The 15,083-nt window shown below is 34.1% G+C and carries 17 protein-coding genes and 1 pseudogene; 8 read left to right on the forward strand and 10 right to left on the reverse strand.

Translation table 11 applies throughout. From position 1 onward, the window contains the following. The first annotated feature begins 134 nt into the window (after positions 1-134). The gene (locus tag ACUL40_RS09725) at positions 135-365 is read left to right on the forward strand and encodes a hypothetical protein (protein WP_000798794.1); all 231 of its coding nucleotides are present in this window, start codon (positions 135-137) and stop codon (positions 363-365) included. Positions 366-475: 110 nt separating this feature from the next. Here ACUL40_RS09725 and ACUL40_RS09730 read toward each other — a convergent pair whose 3' ends face one another. Continuing rightward, positions 476-1,705, reverse strand: coding sequence for an MFS transporter (locus ACUL40_RS09730; protein ID WP_065211562.1), 1,230 nt, complete (start codon positions 1,703-1,705; stop codon positions 476-478). An 86-nt stretch (positions 1,706-1,791) separates the two neighbouring features. On the opposite strand from ACUL40_RS09730, the gene ACUL40_RS09735 reads away from it, so the two are divergent. Both ACUL40_RS09735 and ACUL40_RS09740 read left to right on the forward strand, forming a co-directional pair. Continuing rightward, complete coding sequence (locus tag ACUL40_RS09735) at positions 1,792-2,643, forward strand: LysR family transcriptional regulator (RefSeq protein ID WP_445422997.1); 852 nt, start codon at positions 1,792-1,794, stop codon at positions 2,641-2,643. Further along, positions 2,636-3,145 (forward strand): DUF3916 domain-containing protein, encoded by a 510-nt coding sequence (locus tag ACUL40_RS09740; protein ID WP_001208348.1) that lies wholly within the window; start codon positions 2,636-2,638, stop codon positions 3,143-3,145. Before ACUL40_RS09735 ends, ACUL40_RS09740 begins: the two co-directional genes overlap by 8 nt. Before the next feature lie 38 nt (positions 3,146-3,183). Here the strand turns inward: ACUL40_RS09740 and ACUL40_RS09745 are convergent, their stop codons facing one another. From ACUL40_RS09745 to ACUL40_RS09755, 3 genes are all read right to left on the reverse strand, one after another. After that, on the reverse strand, positions 3,184-4,128 hold the full coding sequence (locus tag ACUL40_RS09745) for a glycerophosphodiester phosphodiesterase (protein ID WP_001226340.1): 945 nt from the start codon (positions 4,126-4,128) through the stop codon (positions 3,184-3,186). A 391-nt stretch (positions 4,129-4,519) separates the two neighbouring features. After that, positions 4,520-6,139, reverse strand: coding sequence for an FAD-dependent oxidoreductase (locus ACUL40_RS09750; RefSeq protein ID WP_065211561.1), 1,620 nt, complete (start codon positions 6,137-6,139; stop codon positions 4,520-4,522). A 287-nt stretch (positions 6,140-6,426) separates the two neighbouring features. Continuing rightward, on the reverse strand, positions 6,427-6,558 hold the full coding sequence (locus ACUL40_RS09755) for a hypothetical protein (protein ID WP_001227549.1): 132 nt from the start codon (positions 6,556-6,558) through the stop codon (positions 6,427-6,429). 91 nt (positions 6,559-6,649) lie between these two features. Here ACUL40_RS09755 and ACUL40_RS09760 point away from each other — a divergent pair, with 91 nt between their 5' ends. From ACUL40_RS09760 to ACUL40_RS09780, 5 genes are all read left to right on the forward strand, one after another. Next, positions 6,650-6,994: an ArsR/SmtB family transcription factor gene (locus ACUL40_RS09760; RefSeq protein ID WP_000571870.1), complete on the forward strand. Its 345-nt coding sequence runs from the start codon at positions 6,650-6,652 to the stop codon at positions 6,992-6,994. An 18-nt stretch (positions 6,995-7,012) separates the two neighbouring features. Continuing rightward, on the forward strand, positions 7,013-8,011 hold the full coding sequence (locus ACUL40_RS09765; RefSeq protein WP_000646436.1) for an NADP-dependent oxidoreductase: 999 nt from the start codon (positions 7,013-7,015) through the stop codon (positions 8,009-8,011). 178 nt (positions 8,012-8,189) lie between these two features. Next, the gene (locus ACUL40_RS09770) at positions 8,190-9,656 is read left to right on the forward strand and encodes a protein adenylyltransferase SelO (RefSeq protein ID WP_065211560.1); all 1,467 of its coding nucleotides are present in this window, start codon (positions 8,190-8,192) and stop codon (positions 9,654-9,656) included. A gap of 255 nt (positions 9,657-9,911) precedes the next feature. Next, positions 9,912-11,006 (forward strand): response regulator aspartate phosphatase, encoded by a 1,095-nt coding sequence (locus ACUL40_RS09775; RefSeq protein WP_001102732.1) that lies wholly within the window; start codon positions 9,912-9,914, stop codon positions 11,004-11,006. Further along, positions 11,006-11,215 (forward strand): hypothetical protein, encoded by a 210-nt coding sequence (locus ACUL40_RS09780; RefSeq protein ID WP_000721430.1) that lies wholly within the window; start codon positions 11,006-11,008, stop codon positions 11,213-11,215. The genes ACUL40_RS09775 and ACUL40_RS09780 overlap by 1 nt, the downstream gene beginning before the upstream one ends. A gap of 73 nt (positions 11,216-11,288) precedes the next feature. On the opposite strand, the gene ACUL40_RS09785 is transcribed toward ACUL40_RS09780, so the two are convergent. From ACUL40_RS09785 to ACUL40_RS09810, 6 genes and pseudogenes are all read right to left on the reverse strand, one after another. Then, positions 11,289-11,888, reverse strand: coding sequence for an FMN-binding negative transcriptional regulator (locus ACUL40_RS09785; protein ID WP_000275796.1), 600 nt, complete (start codon positions 11,886-11,888; stop codon positions 11,289-11,291). Positions 11,889-12,029: 141 nt separating this feature from the next. Beyond that, positions 12,030-12,557 (reverse strand): GrpB family protein, encoded by a 528-nt coding sequence (locus tag ACUL40_RS09790; RefSeq protein WP_445422996.1) that lies wholly within the window; start codon positions 12,555-12,557, stop codon positions 12,030-12,032. A 23-nt stretch (positions 12,558-12,580) separates the two neighbouring features. After that, on the reverse strand, positions 12,581-12,928 hold the full coding sequence (locus ACUL40_RS09795; RefSeq protein ID WP_001172063.1) for a DUF4260 domain-containing protein: 348 nt from the start codon (positions 12,926-12,928) through the stop codon (positions 12,581-12,583). A gap of 12 nt (positions 12,929-12,940) precedes the next feature. Further along, positions 12,941-13,084 (reverse strand): annotated as a pseudogene (locus tag ACUL40_RS09800) (bile acid:sodium symporter family protein); the annotation flags it as partial. 50 nt (positions 13,085-13,134) lie between these two features. Beyond that, positions 13,135-14,526, reverse strand: a complete 1,392-nt coding sequence (locus ACUL40_RS09805; protein WP_000406573.1) for an FAD-binding oxidoreductase — start codon at positions 14,524-14,526, stop codon at positions 13,135-13,137. A gap of 126 nt (positions 14,527-14,652) precedes the next feature. Continuing rightward, positions 14,653-15,051 (reverse strand): DUF2871 family protein, encoded by a 399-nt coding sequence (locus ACUL40_RS09810; RefSeq protein WP_000737896.1) that lies wholly within the window; start codon positions 15,049-15,051, stop codon positions 14,653-14,655. Positions 15,052-15,083 lie beyond the last annotated feature (32 nt).

Raw genomic sequence — 15,083 nt, forward strand, 5'->3', positions numbered from 1 at the left:
TCATTTTCAATTTTGACTACTCTCTATTGTATTTCTTTCTTGCAAAATTTCCAACATACAATCGGATGCATTACACTATAATTTCAAATTCTTTTGTAACATTTGTTACATACTAAAAAGAATGGAGATGTAATATGAAAAACACCGATAAACGCAATCGTTTAGATGATAAGATGTTTCATTATCGGATAACAAAAAATAACATGGTATTAATTGAATATTACGGAAAACAGATTATGGTATTAAAAGGAAATGATGCTGAAAAATTTTTAAATAAAATAAATCATGCAAATAACGATAAAGAAAAACAGCTAATTATGGCTAAAATTACAGGTAATTTCAAAAGAGGTAATGAACGAAATTGAAAACGAATCTCATTTACATTTTGATTATACAACAAATAAAAAAAGAAATGTCGCTCATTCAACATTTCTTTAGACTTTCTTCATAAAAAATTTACATTGCTAACATTCCTTCATTTTCTATCCTTCCTATATAAGCTAACCGCTGAAATAGTTAGTAATACAACTATGCATAACCACGCATACGTATATCCCTTCTTATCTACAATATAACCAAATAAAGCAGGCGCAGCAATAATGGCAATTTGATTTAATGTAAGTGCAAAACTCACTGTCATCCCTACCGATTCTTCACTTGCTGATTCCGCAACTTCAGTTATGAAAAGGCTAAACCATCCAATTGCAAAGAACCCTAACAATGCACTTACACCATACAATACATTCGTTATTGTATGTATGCTCATTACTAATATTAGAATGAAGAAAATAGAAATACAAACAGTTATAAATAAGAGGTTACGCCTATTCCCCTTATAAAATAAATCACTAGTAGCTGCTAATATAACCCTACCAACCATTCCAGAAAAGAACATAACGGAAAATACTTTTCCAGCTAAAATTGGCGTGATTGATTGTTCCAATACTAAAAATTTTATAAAGTGCGCAACTAACACCATTTGCAATGAAATCATACAAATGCCAGTTATATAAATTGCATATAACTCTTTTTTACACATCACTTCTTTTAACTGCATCCAAAAAGAAAGTTTACTACGTTCTTGTTTAACTTTCTCTTGAATATATGGTTCCTTATAAAATATAAAAAATAAAAACCCTCCAATTATACAAATACATGCAATACTATTTACCGCATAGGCCATACTATATTTTATTGTAAGAAACGGGATCAATACTCCCGCTAATGTACCACCAATCGGTATACCGGCTTGTCTAATCCCCATCGCTAACCCGCGATTTTCTTTTGAGAACCACTTCATTATCACCTTACTTCCTCCTGGCTGCGAAACACTATAAAACGTTCCTACTAATAAAAGTACAAAGAGTAACCCATTAAATCCATTGACCATATTAGTCAGTAAAAACGAACCTCCTAGTAAAAATGAACTTATCGAAATTAACAACTTTTCATTGTATTGATCAAGTAGCCGCCCGACAAAAAGCATACAAAATAGCGGTCCTATATTTACAACACTTACTAACAATCCAATCTCCGTATTCGTAAGTGCATATTCTTCTTTCCAAAATAAAGCAAACGCTCCAACACCATACGTTATAAGTGTCGCTGTTGTTTGAGCAACCGTCGCAAAAATTAACATAACCCACTTATAAGTACTATTCACCCTTTCTTCCATTAACACAATAATCCCTCCATCCCCTTCCATTGTATGAAAGTTCTGATATCATATAAAATAAAGATTTATCATGTAATTCATCAAAAAAAATGATACCTTTTCTGGAGGGATGATACTTGGATATAAAAGATTTAACTGTATTTTACGAAGTTGCGAAAGAAAAAAACATATCTCACGCAGCTAAAAATTTAAACTATGTACAGTCTGGCGTAACAATGCGTATGAAACAACTAGAAAACGAATTAGGTGTGCCTTTATTTTACCGAAACGGAAAAGGTGTAACTTTAACTTCTAACGGTGAGATTTTATTAACATACGCCAAACAAATTATCTACTTAATGGATCAATCTGTTAAAGCAGTTCAAAGTAATGGGATCGAACCAAGAGGCACTTTAAAAATTGGATGTACAGAATCTACAACCGCTGTAAGACTTCCATCTATATTAACGGCCTATTATGAGAAATACTCAAAAGTCGAATTGATTTTAGAATCAAATACGACGGAACAATTGATTAGGCTTGTACTAGAACGAAAACTGGACGGAGCGTTTATAGCTGGCTCTACTCAGCATGCTGAACTTCATACAAATATATTTCGTGAAGAAGAATTAGTTCTCATTAGCAAAAAGCCTTTATCTTCCTTTAAAGACATAGGAGACATGAATTTACTTGCATTTAGTCATGGTTGCTATTATAGAAATTTATTAGAAGATTGGCTTCAAGAAGAAGGAATTTCACCTAAGCGAGTATTAGAGTTTGGAACAATTGAAGCGATTCTCGCATGTGTAAAATCAGGTATAGGCATAGCAATTATGATGAAGTCTATTTTAAATGGTCATCAATATGACATATCATTCAACCCTTTGCCAAATAGCTTCAAAAAAGTTCCTACTACTTTTATTACTAGAAAAGATATATATCACTCTGCTGCATTACAAAAATTTATGGAGATGACTCACAATGCGTGAAAAGAAAATACGTGGTATGAACCGAAAAACAAACACTATGATAAAGCGAATTGAGGAACATACAAAAACGTTCCCTTCTACTTTCTATAACGATGAATATTGGAATATGCTATTGCCAGTTTCGCAAGCTTTTATTGACTCTCGTAAAACACCTAGAAAAGTAAAACGGTTATGTATTCAAACCTTATTAAATCAAGCAAATCATTTAATAAATATGAAACCGAGCGATACACATACATATCGAGTTGTTGTTTTGATTTCTATAAATAATTTGTGGGATTCGCAAATCATTATATTTAAAAATGAGGACTACTTTCATAATTTCTTTAATAGAGATAGTGAATTTCAAAAATGGATTCTTCTTTCAAATGAAATTGATTTTTGGGAGACATGGGAAATGTCAGTTTGTCATTCCTTCAAAACGCTTCACTTTCAAGAAATTATTTATGATGCAGATGAATGCTATGAAAAAGAGATTCTGTTTATCGGAGAGTTAGATTAAAAAGGGTATACCTAAAACACTGGTATACCCTTTTCCACTTATTTTTCCTTCAATACACTATGTAATCGATCCGGATAATTTGTAAACATTCCTGTAGCACCCCATTTGATTAACAGTCTCATATCTGGTTTCTCATTAATTGTATAAGGGTGAATTAACAGTCCATTTTTCCTAGCCATTTTCATATATGACTCATCAATAATTAGTTCCCCGTTATCATTACGTAAGTTTGGTCCAATACCAGCTGCATACTTTTTAATTTCTTGAAAATCATCATTTGTTACACTTTTCGGTTCATGTGTAATGCCAGACCATTCAACAATTTCATTGTTTTCATTTGGATAATACCAAAGCAATTGAACTAACGGAATATTTTCATTCATACTATGAATCTTTTTCAAACTATCTTTACTAAATGATTGAATCATAACACGGCTAGAAGACATGTTTTGGCCTACTAAATTATATTTTTGTAACAACGCCAACAATTTCTCTTCCATTCCTGGATACACATCTGGTGATTTTGTTTCAATATAATACTTCATACTTCTTCCATACTTTTGGAAGATTTCTTCAAGAGTTGGAACCTTTTGCCCAACATACTCTTGCTTAGCCTTTTCTGGATACGCTTTATTAAACCATGATCCAGCATCTAAACTCTTTATTTCACTTAACGTTTTATCGCGTACTTCGCCTGTTCCATTTGTAGTGCGATCAACTGCTGTATCATGCATTGCAATTAATTGGCCATCCTTTGTTAATTGAATGTCTAACTCTAAATAATCCGCTTTCATTTTTTTCACTAAATCATAAGAAGCAAAAGTATGCTCAGGTGCATGTCCACTTGCTCCGCGATGTGCAATATTTAAAAACTTATTCGTATTCCATTCATGCTTTCCTTCTGCTTTCGCATGAACAGCTCCCCCAGCAAAGATACTTCCAGTCATAAAGAAAATAACTAAAACGCTAATAATCTTTCTCATTCTTCTAACCCTTCCTACGTTGCAAATTTCAACAAGCTAATGAGATTTACACGAAACAGAAGACACACTTTCATTATTTTTATAAACCTATATTAAAATTCCAATCTTACAAATGTTTTCTATATTATTAATATAGAAAACTAGTATTATCCTATTTAATTTCTATAGCCCTCCTTTTCACATGTAACTCCCTATTTTGTACGGTTCATTCAATAAAAAAAGCCATAAATTATTTAGGCTACACTCCTGTATCCCTAAATAAATTTATGGCTTTTCTCAAATATCTCCGGCCTCTATTAACTTGTCGAATTTAATCATATCAAACCTATTGAAATTTGTGAATATTTTTTTCAGTGCAGTGAAGCACATAAAACAATATTTCCGTAGTTACTTAAAAATCACATAATAAATTTCCCATTACCTCGTCCAATACTATATCTGGATTTACTACCGCTTTTTCTGAACGCCATCCTATAAAGCCATCTGGTCTAATTAATACAGCACCTCCATTCTCTATACCATATAATTTGCTAAAAATATCTTCTGGAGCAATAAAGTCTCCACTTAAGCCAACACGATACCCTTTTATATTTATTCCTAATTTAGCTGAAACAGTATGTGCTGCCTCAGCCCAAGAACTATTTTCTACTCCTGTAAGTAATACAAAACTGTTACCGAATAAGTCTAATGTAGAAACTTTCTTCCCTTCATATGTTCCCCATAAATGTGGCGCTCGCGTTCCAGGTCTTCCGTTCAACTCTATGCTATCCATTCTATGTGGAGTGACTGAATTATCTATAATTGCCTCTGAACAATACTGATATCCAACTGTAACAGCTAAACCATCCCTATTATTCAAGCTGCCTTCCTCTCTATTCGCAGCACGAAACAGTAAACTACTTGCATAAGCTGTCGTTAATTTTGCAACAGAGTGTCTCTCTTCATGATATGTTTCTAACAATTTTGGTTTTGCCTTCCCTTTTATAACAGCCGCTAATTTCCAAGCTAAGTTATGCGCATCTTGTATTCCTGTATTTGAACCAAATCCGCCTGTTGGTGGCATAATATGTGCTGAATCTCCAACTAGAAAGACTCGATTTCCTTGAAATTTCATTGCTGTACTTTCGGCCGCTTCCCACGGTAAAACACTTAATATTTTTGACTCAACATTTGTACTTCCAATTGCTATTTCAATAATTTGTTTACAACGTTCCATCGTGAAATCCTCTGGTCCCTCTCCTTTTAATGGATCGTAGGCTACATGGTAAATCCATTTTTTCACGTTATCTACTGGGATCAGTGCACCAAGAACCTCTGGATGAAGTACCATAGAAAAACCGAATGCGTCTCCTTGTATAAACTCACTTAAGTCTGCTTCAAAATAAATATTCATATAATAGCCACCAATGGTTCCACGCCCCTCAGTTTTAATCCCTAACTGCTCACGTATTTTACTTTTCGCTCCATCTGCTGCAATTACATAGTCACAATGTATGACACTTTCTTTTTCTGTTTCACGATTTCGAATCTTTGCTTTTACCCCGTTTTCATTTTGTTCAAATGAAACTAATTCATGATAAAAAGATAGTTGCCCGCCTAATGTTTTCGCTTCTTGTAACATCATCTCTTCTAAAATAATTTGATAACATGCAGTTTGTTTTGATGGACTAATCTTTTCTATTTTTTGAAGTAACTCTTCATCGTTTCCGTATTGTGTCGCTCTCATTTGTTCCAATTCTTCTTTATTCGCCTCAGCTATTGTATGAACCGCTATTCTTCCTCGGCAGTTCTCTAATGCTTTACCTGCCAATTTAATTCTTTTTTCCAAGCCTAATTCTCGAAATAACTCCATTGTACGTAAAGTAAGACCGCCTGCTTTCGGATGAATGGCAGTAGACGGATGCCTTTCAATAAGTAAGTACTCAATGTTATGTTTTGCAAGAAATAACGCAGACGCTAACCCAGATAATCCCCCTCCAACAATTAAAACTGGTACATAATTCGATTTCATATATTTCCCCTCCAAATCATTGTTCTGAGCTCAGTGACATAAATATAATCAAAAAAAACATTAAAATATAGACTTATATTTCATTTTGAATTATCATATAGATAGATTACGCCCCAAAATTCCTTTTACCTTTTCATACATCTATAATCCACCTGAATTGTGTCTGTATGAAAGTGTAAAACAAAAGAACGTACTTTACGTTGAACCATGTTCTATCGTAAAATTCAAAAATAATACAAACATTATAAGCGGTCGTAACCTTATGGATTATACAAGGTTACGACCGCTTATTTTATTGTTACATCATTTTTTGTTTTTAAAACCTCATCTATTGTGTTATGTAGTCCTTCCAATCCCTTTTCTATCTCCCTATAATTTTCAACAATAAAAAATTCATTCGTCTCGATTTTCTTTCTCAATATTGCACCTCATACAACAATCATGTAGCATTACCGTATCGAAGTAATGGTTCATCATCTTAAACCTTTCGACTAATTACCTGGAGGCAAAGTGATTGAAATGAATAAACAAGAACAATTAAATATTATAAAAAAAGATTTTATTGATTCTCAAAAAGTATTATTGGCAATTGGTGATGAAACGCGTCAAGCTATTTTATTAGTGCTAATGGAAACGGAATGTCAAACAGGATTACGTGTAGGAGAAATCACGAAGCAAACACACCTTTCCCGTCCAGCAGTATCACATCACCTTAAGATTTTACGAGAAGCTGGCATTATTTTAATGAGAAAAGAAGGTACAAAGAATTTTTATTATATTGATATACGTACAAAATTAGGTTTATTAAAAAATCTTGTATTAGATATTGAGAAGCTATTGCAAAACTTTTATTAAAACTTGGAGGTATAAGAAATGAAAGCAATGATAATTGATAGATATGGAAAAGTCCCAATGCGTATGGCAGAGGTACCTACTCCTGAAATAAATGAGTATGAAGTGCTCGCAGAAATTCATGCAGCTAGCATTAACCCAATTGATTTTAAAATACGCGACGGAAAAGTAAAAATGTTACTGAAATATGAAATGCCCCTAATCCTTGGTAACGACTTTGCCGGTGTCATCACGAAGGTTGGATCAAAAGTAACTCGTTTTAAAGTTGGTGATGAAATATATGCTCGTCCAAGAAAAAATAAGATTGGTACTTTCGCGGAGTATATAGCCATTCATGAAGATGATATAGCTTTAAAACCGAAAAATTTAAGTTTTGAGGAAGCTGCTTCGATTCCACTCGTTGGCTTAACATCATATCAAGCATTACATGACATCATGCAATTACAAAAAGGACAAAAGATTTTAATTCACGCCGGATCCGGTGGTGTTGGTACTTTCGCTATTCAGCTAGCAAAAATAATGGGTGCCATTGTTACAACGACTGCTAGTGAAGCTGGTGCGAATTTAGTAACGTCTCTTGGCGCAGATGAAATTATTAATTACAAAACAGAGAAATTTGAAGATATACTAAAAAATTATGATGCCGTATTTGATACAATCGGCGGTGCAACACTTGAAAAATCATTCAATATTATAAAAAGGGGAGGAAACATTGTTTCCGTTTCAGGCATGCCGAATGCTCGCTTCGGTAAAGAATTTGGTTCAGGATTCTTTAAAACTCTCTTATTTTCATTAGCCAGCAAAAAACTTACTGCACTTGAAAAAAAGCATAATGCTCAATATTCATTTTTATTTATGAAGCCAAGTGGGGATCAATTACGTACTATTGCAAACTATATTGAAGCTGGTGAAATCAAACCGGTAATCGATCGAGTTTTCCCTTTTGAAGATGCGCAAAAAGCAATGGAATATTCCGAGGCTGGAAGAGCAAAAGGAAAAATAATTGTAAAAATTAAATAATAATAAAACCTCCATTTTCTTAAAATGGAGGTTTTAAATTTGCTGTTAAATAGACATAGTGCAATGAAGTCCTTACAATAGATTGCAAGGGGAAATATTATATTATACTTTTAGTTAACTTTACAAAGAATACATACGTACAAATACATAACTTAAAATACAAAAAGGAGGAGATACAATGACTAAAAATAATGAAACAGGTTGGAATTTAGATAATAGTTATACGACTTTACCACAATCATTTTATACAGAAATCCCCCCTACTCCCGTAAGTTCACCGGAGTTAGTTAAACTAAACCATTCATTAGCGATATCTCTTGGCTTGACCCCTGAAGAACTGAAAAAGGAAGCTGAAATTGCTATTTTCGCTGGTAATGCACTCCCAGAAGGAGCTCATCCATTAGCTCAAGCATATGCTGGCCATCAATTCGGACATTTTAATATGTTAGGCGACGGTCGTGCTCTTTTAATTGGCGAACAAATTACTCCTTCAGGTGAGCGTTTCGATATTCAACTGAAAGGTTCTGGCCCTACTCCCTATTCACGCCGAGGAGATGGTCGTGCTGCACTCGGTCCGATGCTACGTGAATATATTATTAGCGAAGCAATGTATGCACTCGATATTCCAACTACCCGCAGTTTAGCAGTTGTCACAACCGGTGAACCAACCTATCGTGAAACAAAGTTACCTGGAGCAATTTTAACTAGAGTAGCTAGTAGCCATATTCGCGTCGGTACATTTCAATATGCTGCAGCTCGTGGCTCAATCGAGGATCTTCAATCGCTAGCTGACTATACGATAAAAAGGCATTATCCAGAAATTGAAGCTCATGAAAACCGATATACTGCATTACTACAAGAAGTCATTAAAAGACAAGCCAGTCTTATCGCAAAATGGCAACTTGTTGGATTTATTCACGGCGTAATGAACACTGACAATATAACAATCAGTGGCGAAACAATTGATTACGGTCCTTGTGCATTTATGGACAATTACGACCAAGGAACCGTATTTAGCTCTATTGACACACAAGGTCGTTATGCATATGGAAATCAACCATATATGGCCGCATGGGATCTAGCACGACTAGCTGAATCTTTAATACCAATTCTGCACGAAGATGAAGAAGAAGCATTAAAAATCGCTCAAGACGAAATTTCGAAATTTAGCGTACAGTATGAAAAACAGTGGTTCCTTGGAATGAAAAAGAAATTAGGACTATTTAGCAACGAAGAACAAGATCAATCACTTATTGAGCAACTTTTAAAAATGATGGAGAAATATAAAGCGGATTACACAAATACATTCCGTTCATTAACTCTTGATACGTTAGAAAATACCCCTCTATTCGATAGTCCTGAATTTAAAGAATGGTACAAACTTTGGCAATCTCGATTAGAAAGACAAGAACAATCAAAAGAAAACGCCTACGAGATGATGAAAAATAATAACCCATCAATCATCCCGAGGAACCACCGTGTAGAAGAAGCACTAGAAGCAGCTGTTACAAATGACGACTATAGCGTAATGGAGCAACTTCTTGAAGCTTTATCAAACCCTTATGCGTATTCTACAGATCAAGAAGAATACTGCATTCCGCCTGCACCGACGAATCGCCCTTATCGTACTTTTTGTGGCACTTGATTGTTTAATATGTAAAAAGGTGCGTTCATATAATTTGTGTGAACGCACCCTTTTTATATCCCCCCACTCAACTAAAACTTTAAAATGCACATCCCCCGATGCCATTTCTTTAATCCAAAACAAATTCTACACTATTCCAATAGACTTACTCGTAAGCTTGTTAAACAAATATTGAGAAATATAAAACATCATTTCTCAATATTTTTATTTTTGATACTATATTTTATAAGAATATTCAAAAAGTGAGGGGATTTCATGAACGTTCAACTACAAGGTAATGAACAAATTACAAAATTATTTAATGACTGGTATAGAGCTATGTTACAGCATCAAACTACCCATGCAACAAAAATAAAAAAAGATATTGAAAATACCATCTCTAATTCAGAAGAAGATACAAACCTACAATTGTATTATTCACTTTTTAATTTCAGATACAAAATCTTAACAGATGGTTTAAATATTAATAAAGATGATTTTAATAAAATTGATTCTTTCCCACTTCCAGATAATGGGCTATTTTCTTATTATTATCATTTTTTTAAGGCTATTCACAATACAATTATTGGAAACTACAATGCAGCAAAACATCTTTTCGAGAACGCTAAAAAGCTGCTAATACACGTATCTGACGAACTAGAGAATGCTGAATTTAACTACCGCTTAGCTGCCTATTATTATCAAACATATCAACCACTAGTAGCAATCCAATCTGCAAATGAAGCTAAAGCGATTTTTTCAAAACATATAAACTGTGAAATTAATGTTGCTTTGTGTGATAACATCTTTGGTTTATCTTGTATTGATTTAAAACAGTTTGAACAAGCTGAAATTAGACTTGATTCAGCATTAAATATTCTACAGAAGTATTCAGAGGAGACTTTATCATTAAGAGTACGACATAATTTAGCTTGGCTATATGCAAGTCAAAACCTTTCAGAGTTAGCAATGCGTCATATTTCAGAGGTTACAACTAAGCAACCAAATCACTTTAAAGCACTTTTTGTTGAAGCACGTGAATACTACAAGCTTGGAGAATATACCCAGGCTAAAGAACTTATAAAAAAAGGATTAAACATCTCAAATAAACTAGAAAACAAAGAGTTTCAATATCGTTTCATGATTTTAAGAGAACTAAATAATAAAACTTCTATAAATGATTTAGAAATGATAATTTTGGAAGGAATTTCTTACTTTAAAACAGAAAACCTTTGGGAATGTATACAAGAGTACACTGATGTTCTAGCAAATATGTTTTATGAAAAAGAAGACCATATAAAAGCTAGTCAATACTTTTACATGGCCAATCAAGCAAGAAAAAAACATGAAGAAAAGGGAGCTTTGATATAATGAAAAAGATTAAATTGAGCATCATTGGCTTAGCTGTTATTAGCATCACAACTCTTGGGTTAAGCTTCACCTCAGAAACACCGAAAACACAGTTAGGATATGTAGCATTAAACATTGGGGACACCCCTGCACCACAAAGACCTGACCTTGTTCAATCTATTGACGTAAGTAAAGACTACAACTCAACAACAACTGAAAAAGCACTTTAAAAAATGAAAGACCTTCAATTAAGAAGGTCTTTTTAAATACGCTTATTTAGAATATTTCCCTTTCATGTAGGCTTTATTTTCTCATCAACTCCGCAATCCTCTTACTCTCCTCACTACCAACTTTCTCAAGTTTCTCCACAACTAAATTCCGTCTCTCTACAGAATGATTTTGACTTAACTTCGCTTTTCCTTCTATTTTATTTATCTTTATTTTGAATCCAACTATTCCCTTACTTAATCCTCCCATATAATTTGGATCTACATCATTAAGTGAGTAGGTGCTCTCTGGATCTTCATATTTATTTACTAAATCTTGAAGAGAATCTACTAATGTCTTCTCATCTTCAACAATTTCTAATTCACCATATACATGCACTGCAACGTAATTCCATGTTGGTACTGCATTGTTTGTTTCATACCATGACGGAGAGATGTAACTATGTGGTCCTTGAAATATAGCTAGTACTTGCTGAGTCCCAATATCTTTCCACTGTTCATTCGGTCGTGCGAAGTGACCATGTAAAGTAAGGGTCTCCCTATTTAGCAACAACGGCAAGTGCGTTGCATATGGTTCTCCGTTATGTTGAGAAAATAATGTCGCAAAGCTATTTTGTTCCATTATTTCGTACTTCATCTCTTCATCTTGTATTGCGAAATATTTTGGTATGTACATAAGCTCCCTCTTTTCCGCTCTTTTCTATTTTATTTCCTATTATATTTAGTAACCGCATCAATCAACAGGGCCAGTTTATATTTGTTTTATAATGGCAGCTTTCTATTTCAAAACAATAGGCAGCATGTATTCCATGCTGCCTTAGTTTATTTTTTCTAATATATTTGTAATAAATACGGTCTTACCTTCAATATAACTAAATCGATTTTTCGACTCTCTTGCTAACTCTTCCTTCAAGTTTCCATACTTATTAGCTACTTCAGTATGTTCACGAAGGTAATCTCGAAACGCTATATGCCTTCTCAACTCTTCACTATTTTTATCACACACATATAAATGGTGTTCCATCCAAACTGTATTTCCCTCGTTCCATGGAACGAACATATCCTTTCTTCCAAATGCCTCTCTTCCTTTAAAGCTCCATTCTAACTGATGATAGTACCCTATCTTCTCAAGTTTTTTTACTACCTCATGAAAAATTTCGTACTCTTCTATTACAACATCAATATCTAGTATTGGTTTTGATGCAAGCCCTTTAACAGATGTACTCCCAACATGTTCAATGGATAAAATGCTGTCTTCCATCACATCGTTAATGAGAGTTTGTAGCTTATTAAATTCACTTTCCCATTTGATGTTATATTCTTCGATAGTAATTCTCTGTTTCAACGTATCCCTCTCCTCAAAAGCAATTATAACCTCTGAATATGAGTATCCTTAAAATCCGTCTCATATTTCAATCCATATCCAAACATTCGATCCATTCCAATATGTGCTGTCCATATTAAGCCAATCATTATAACGGTATCTATCTTAAAATAGACACCTATTAGAACAATTAATATGGATATGATATATGTGTGACATACATTATATATTTTCGCACCAACGTGATTATTAATCCCATATGCTAACATTGATAGATCCGGCGCTAAAAGGAATACAAAAAATATAATCCAACTAAACTCATATATCGAATACATATAAATCGTGGCTAAAAATACAACCATTCCTTCAAAATGTACAATACGTTTTTGCATTATTTATCATTCCTATTTTTCTATATTTATTGATACATTTTCATCGCTGAAAGTGTTCTTTGCATTTTTTGACCAGATGGTTGCTAATATTGGCCCTGCAATGTTATGCCATACTGCCGCTAATACACTTGGGAGTGCAGCAGCCGGTCCACAATGCAAAATACTTTCCAGCTATATTACTTATCGCTTCTAGTACTTTCATCCAATCAGCCCCTATCTTTTAATTGAAACACCTTATTCGGATTCAAAATATTTTGCGGATCAAGAGCTTTCTTTATTTTCTCCATTACAAATAATGCTGCCCCATGCTCTTCTTCTTGATACTTTCGTTTTCCGATTCCAACGCCATGTTCTCCTGTACACGTTCCTCCTCGTTTAAGAGCATACTGAACGATACTTTCATTTATTTCGTCTGCCTTCTTCACTTCCTCTTTATCATTTGTATCAATCATTAAGAGTACATGGAAATTCCCATCCCCAACATGACCGAGAATACCGCCAATAAGCCCTACTTTATCTAATACCTCTTTCGCATGTTGAATCGCTCCAGCTAATTCCGAAATTGGCACACATACGTCTGTACTCATTAGCTTTTTACCAGGATAACTATGCACGTAAGAGTACGCTAAGTTATGCCTTGCATCCCACAGTTTATTTCTCGCTGCTGTTTCCATCTCAAACGCAATTTCTATACATTTATGATCAAGAACGATTTCTTTCGTAAATTCAATATCTTGCTTTAACCCTGCTTCATTGCCGTGGAACTCTACAAACAGTGTCGGTTCTTCTCTGTAACTTGTTTCATTGTAATGATTTACTTGTTTCATAGATAATTCATCAACGAGTTCAATTCTCGCGATTGGAATACCTGCTTGTAATATGTTAATTACAGCTTCTACTGCATCATTTATAGTTGGAAACGATGCCCTCGCAGCCATAACATGTTCTGGTATACCGTATACTTTTAAAGTTAACTCCGTGAAACATCCAAGTGTTCCTTCTGAGCCTACGAAAATACCATTTAAATGATAACCTGATGATGACTTCGCCGCTAAATTCCCGGTATGTATTACTACTCCATCAGCAAGAACGACTTCTAAATCTCGAACTTGATCACGCATTACCCCATACTTTACCGCTGTCGTTCCGCTCGCATTTGTAGCAGCCATTCCTCCTAACGTTGCATCAGCTCCTGGGTCTACACTAAAAAACAATCCATACTTTTTCAATTCTTTATTAAGCTGAGAGCGCGTCACCCCTGGCTGTACTCTCACAAGAAAATCCTTTTCTCTTATTTCAAGTATTTTGTTCATAAGAGAAAAGTCCATTGTAATTCCTTTTTCGTAAGGGATTACATGTCCCTCTAAACTGGATCCTACTCCAAATGGAACGACAGCTGTTCCGTGCTGACTCGCTATTTTCATTATCGCGCTAACTTCTTCGGTTGTTTTTGGAAAAACAACTACATCAGGTAAACTACTACTATGGTAAGATTCATCTTTACTATGTAACTCTCGTACTGTCATATTTATTACTACTCGATCTTCAGGAAGTATGCCTTTTAATTCATTTACTACATGTTCAATTGTTATTTCCATAATCAACTCTCCTTTTTAATTTTAAAACAAGTATACCATCTTTATACTAAATAATTAGAAAAATAAGATTATTAAATCTGAACATACAAAAAAGAACCTGTAGCACACGCTACAAGTTCTTTTTTACTACATTTTAAACGATTTCTTTATTAACAACATAAACCAAATTAAAGTAACTGCCATCAACGAATGAGAAAACCCTACAATATAAGTTAACCCTTTAAAGTCAGCTCCATTTAACTGAAGAAGCCCTCTCGCTGCTAGCGAACCTAACATTAATGTTAATGCAATGTTATGTAAAACAAACCACTTATTAAACCCTTGCACTTCATGAAATGCGAATACTTTTGCTAATCCTAAAGCAATTAAAAAGAAGAAAAAGCCAAGTACAAGTGTATGTGTATGCAAAAGATTTAACAAAGTAGATCCTAAAATCCCTTTATACTTACCATACTCCCTAGCGAAAATCCCTGATAATAAACCGATAATCAAATACGTAAACGATGCATTATATAATTTCTTCATTATGTACCTCCTTGAGTAGAATGTGTAGTGTG

The organism is Bacillus sp. KNSH39 (genome assembly GCF_052656585.1).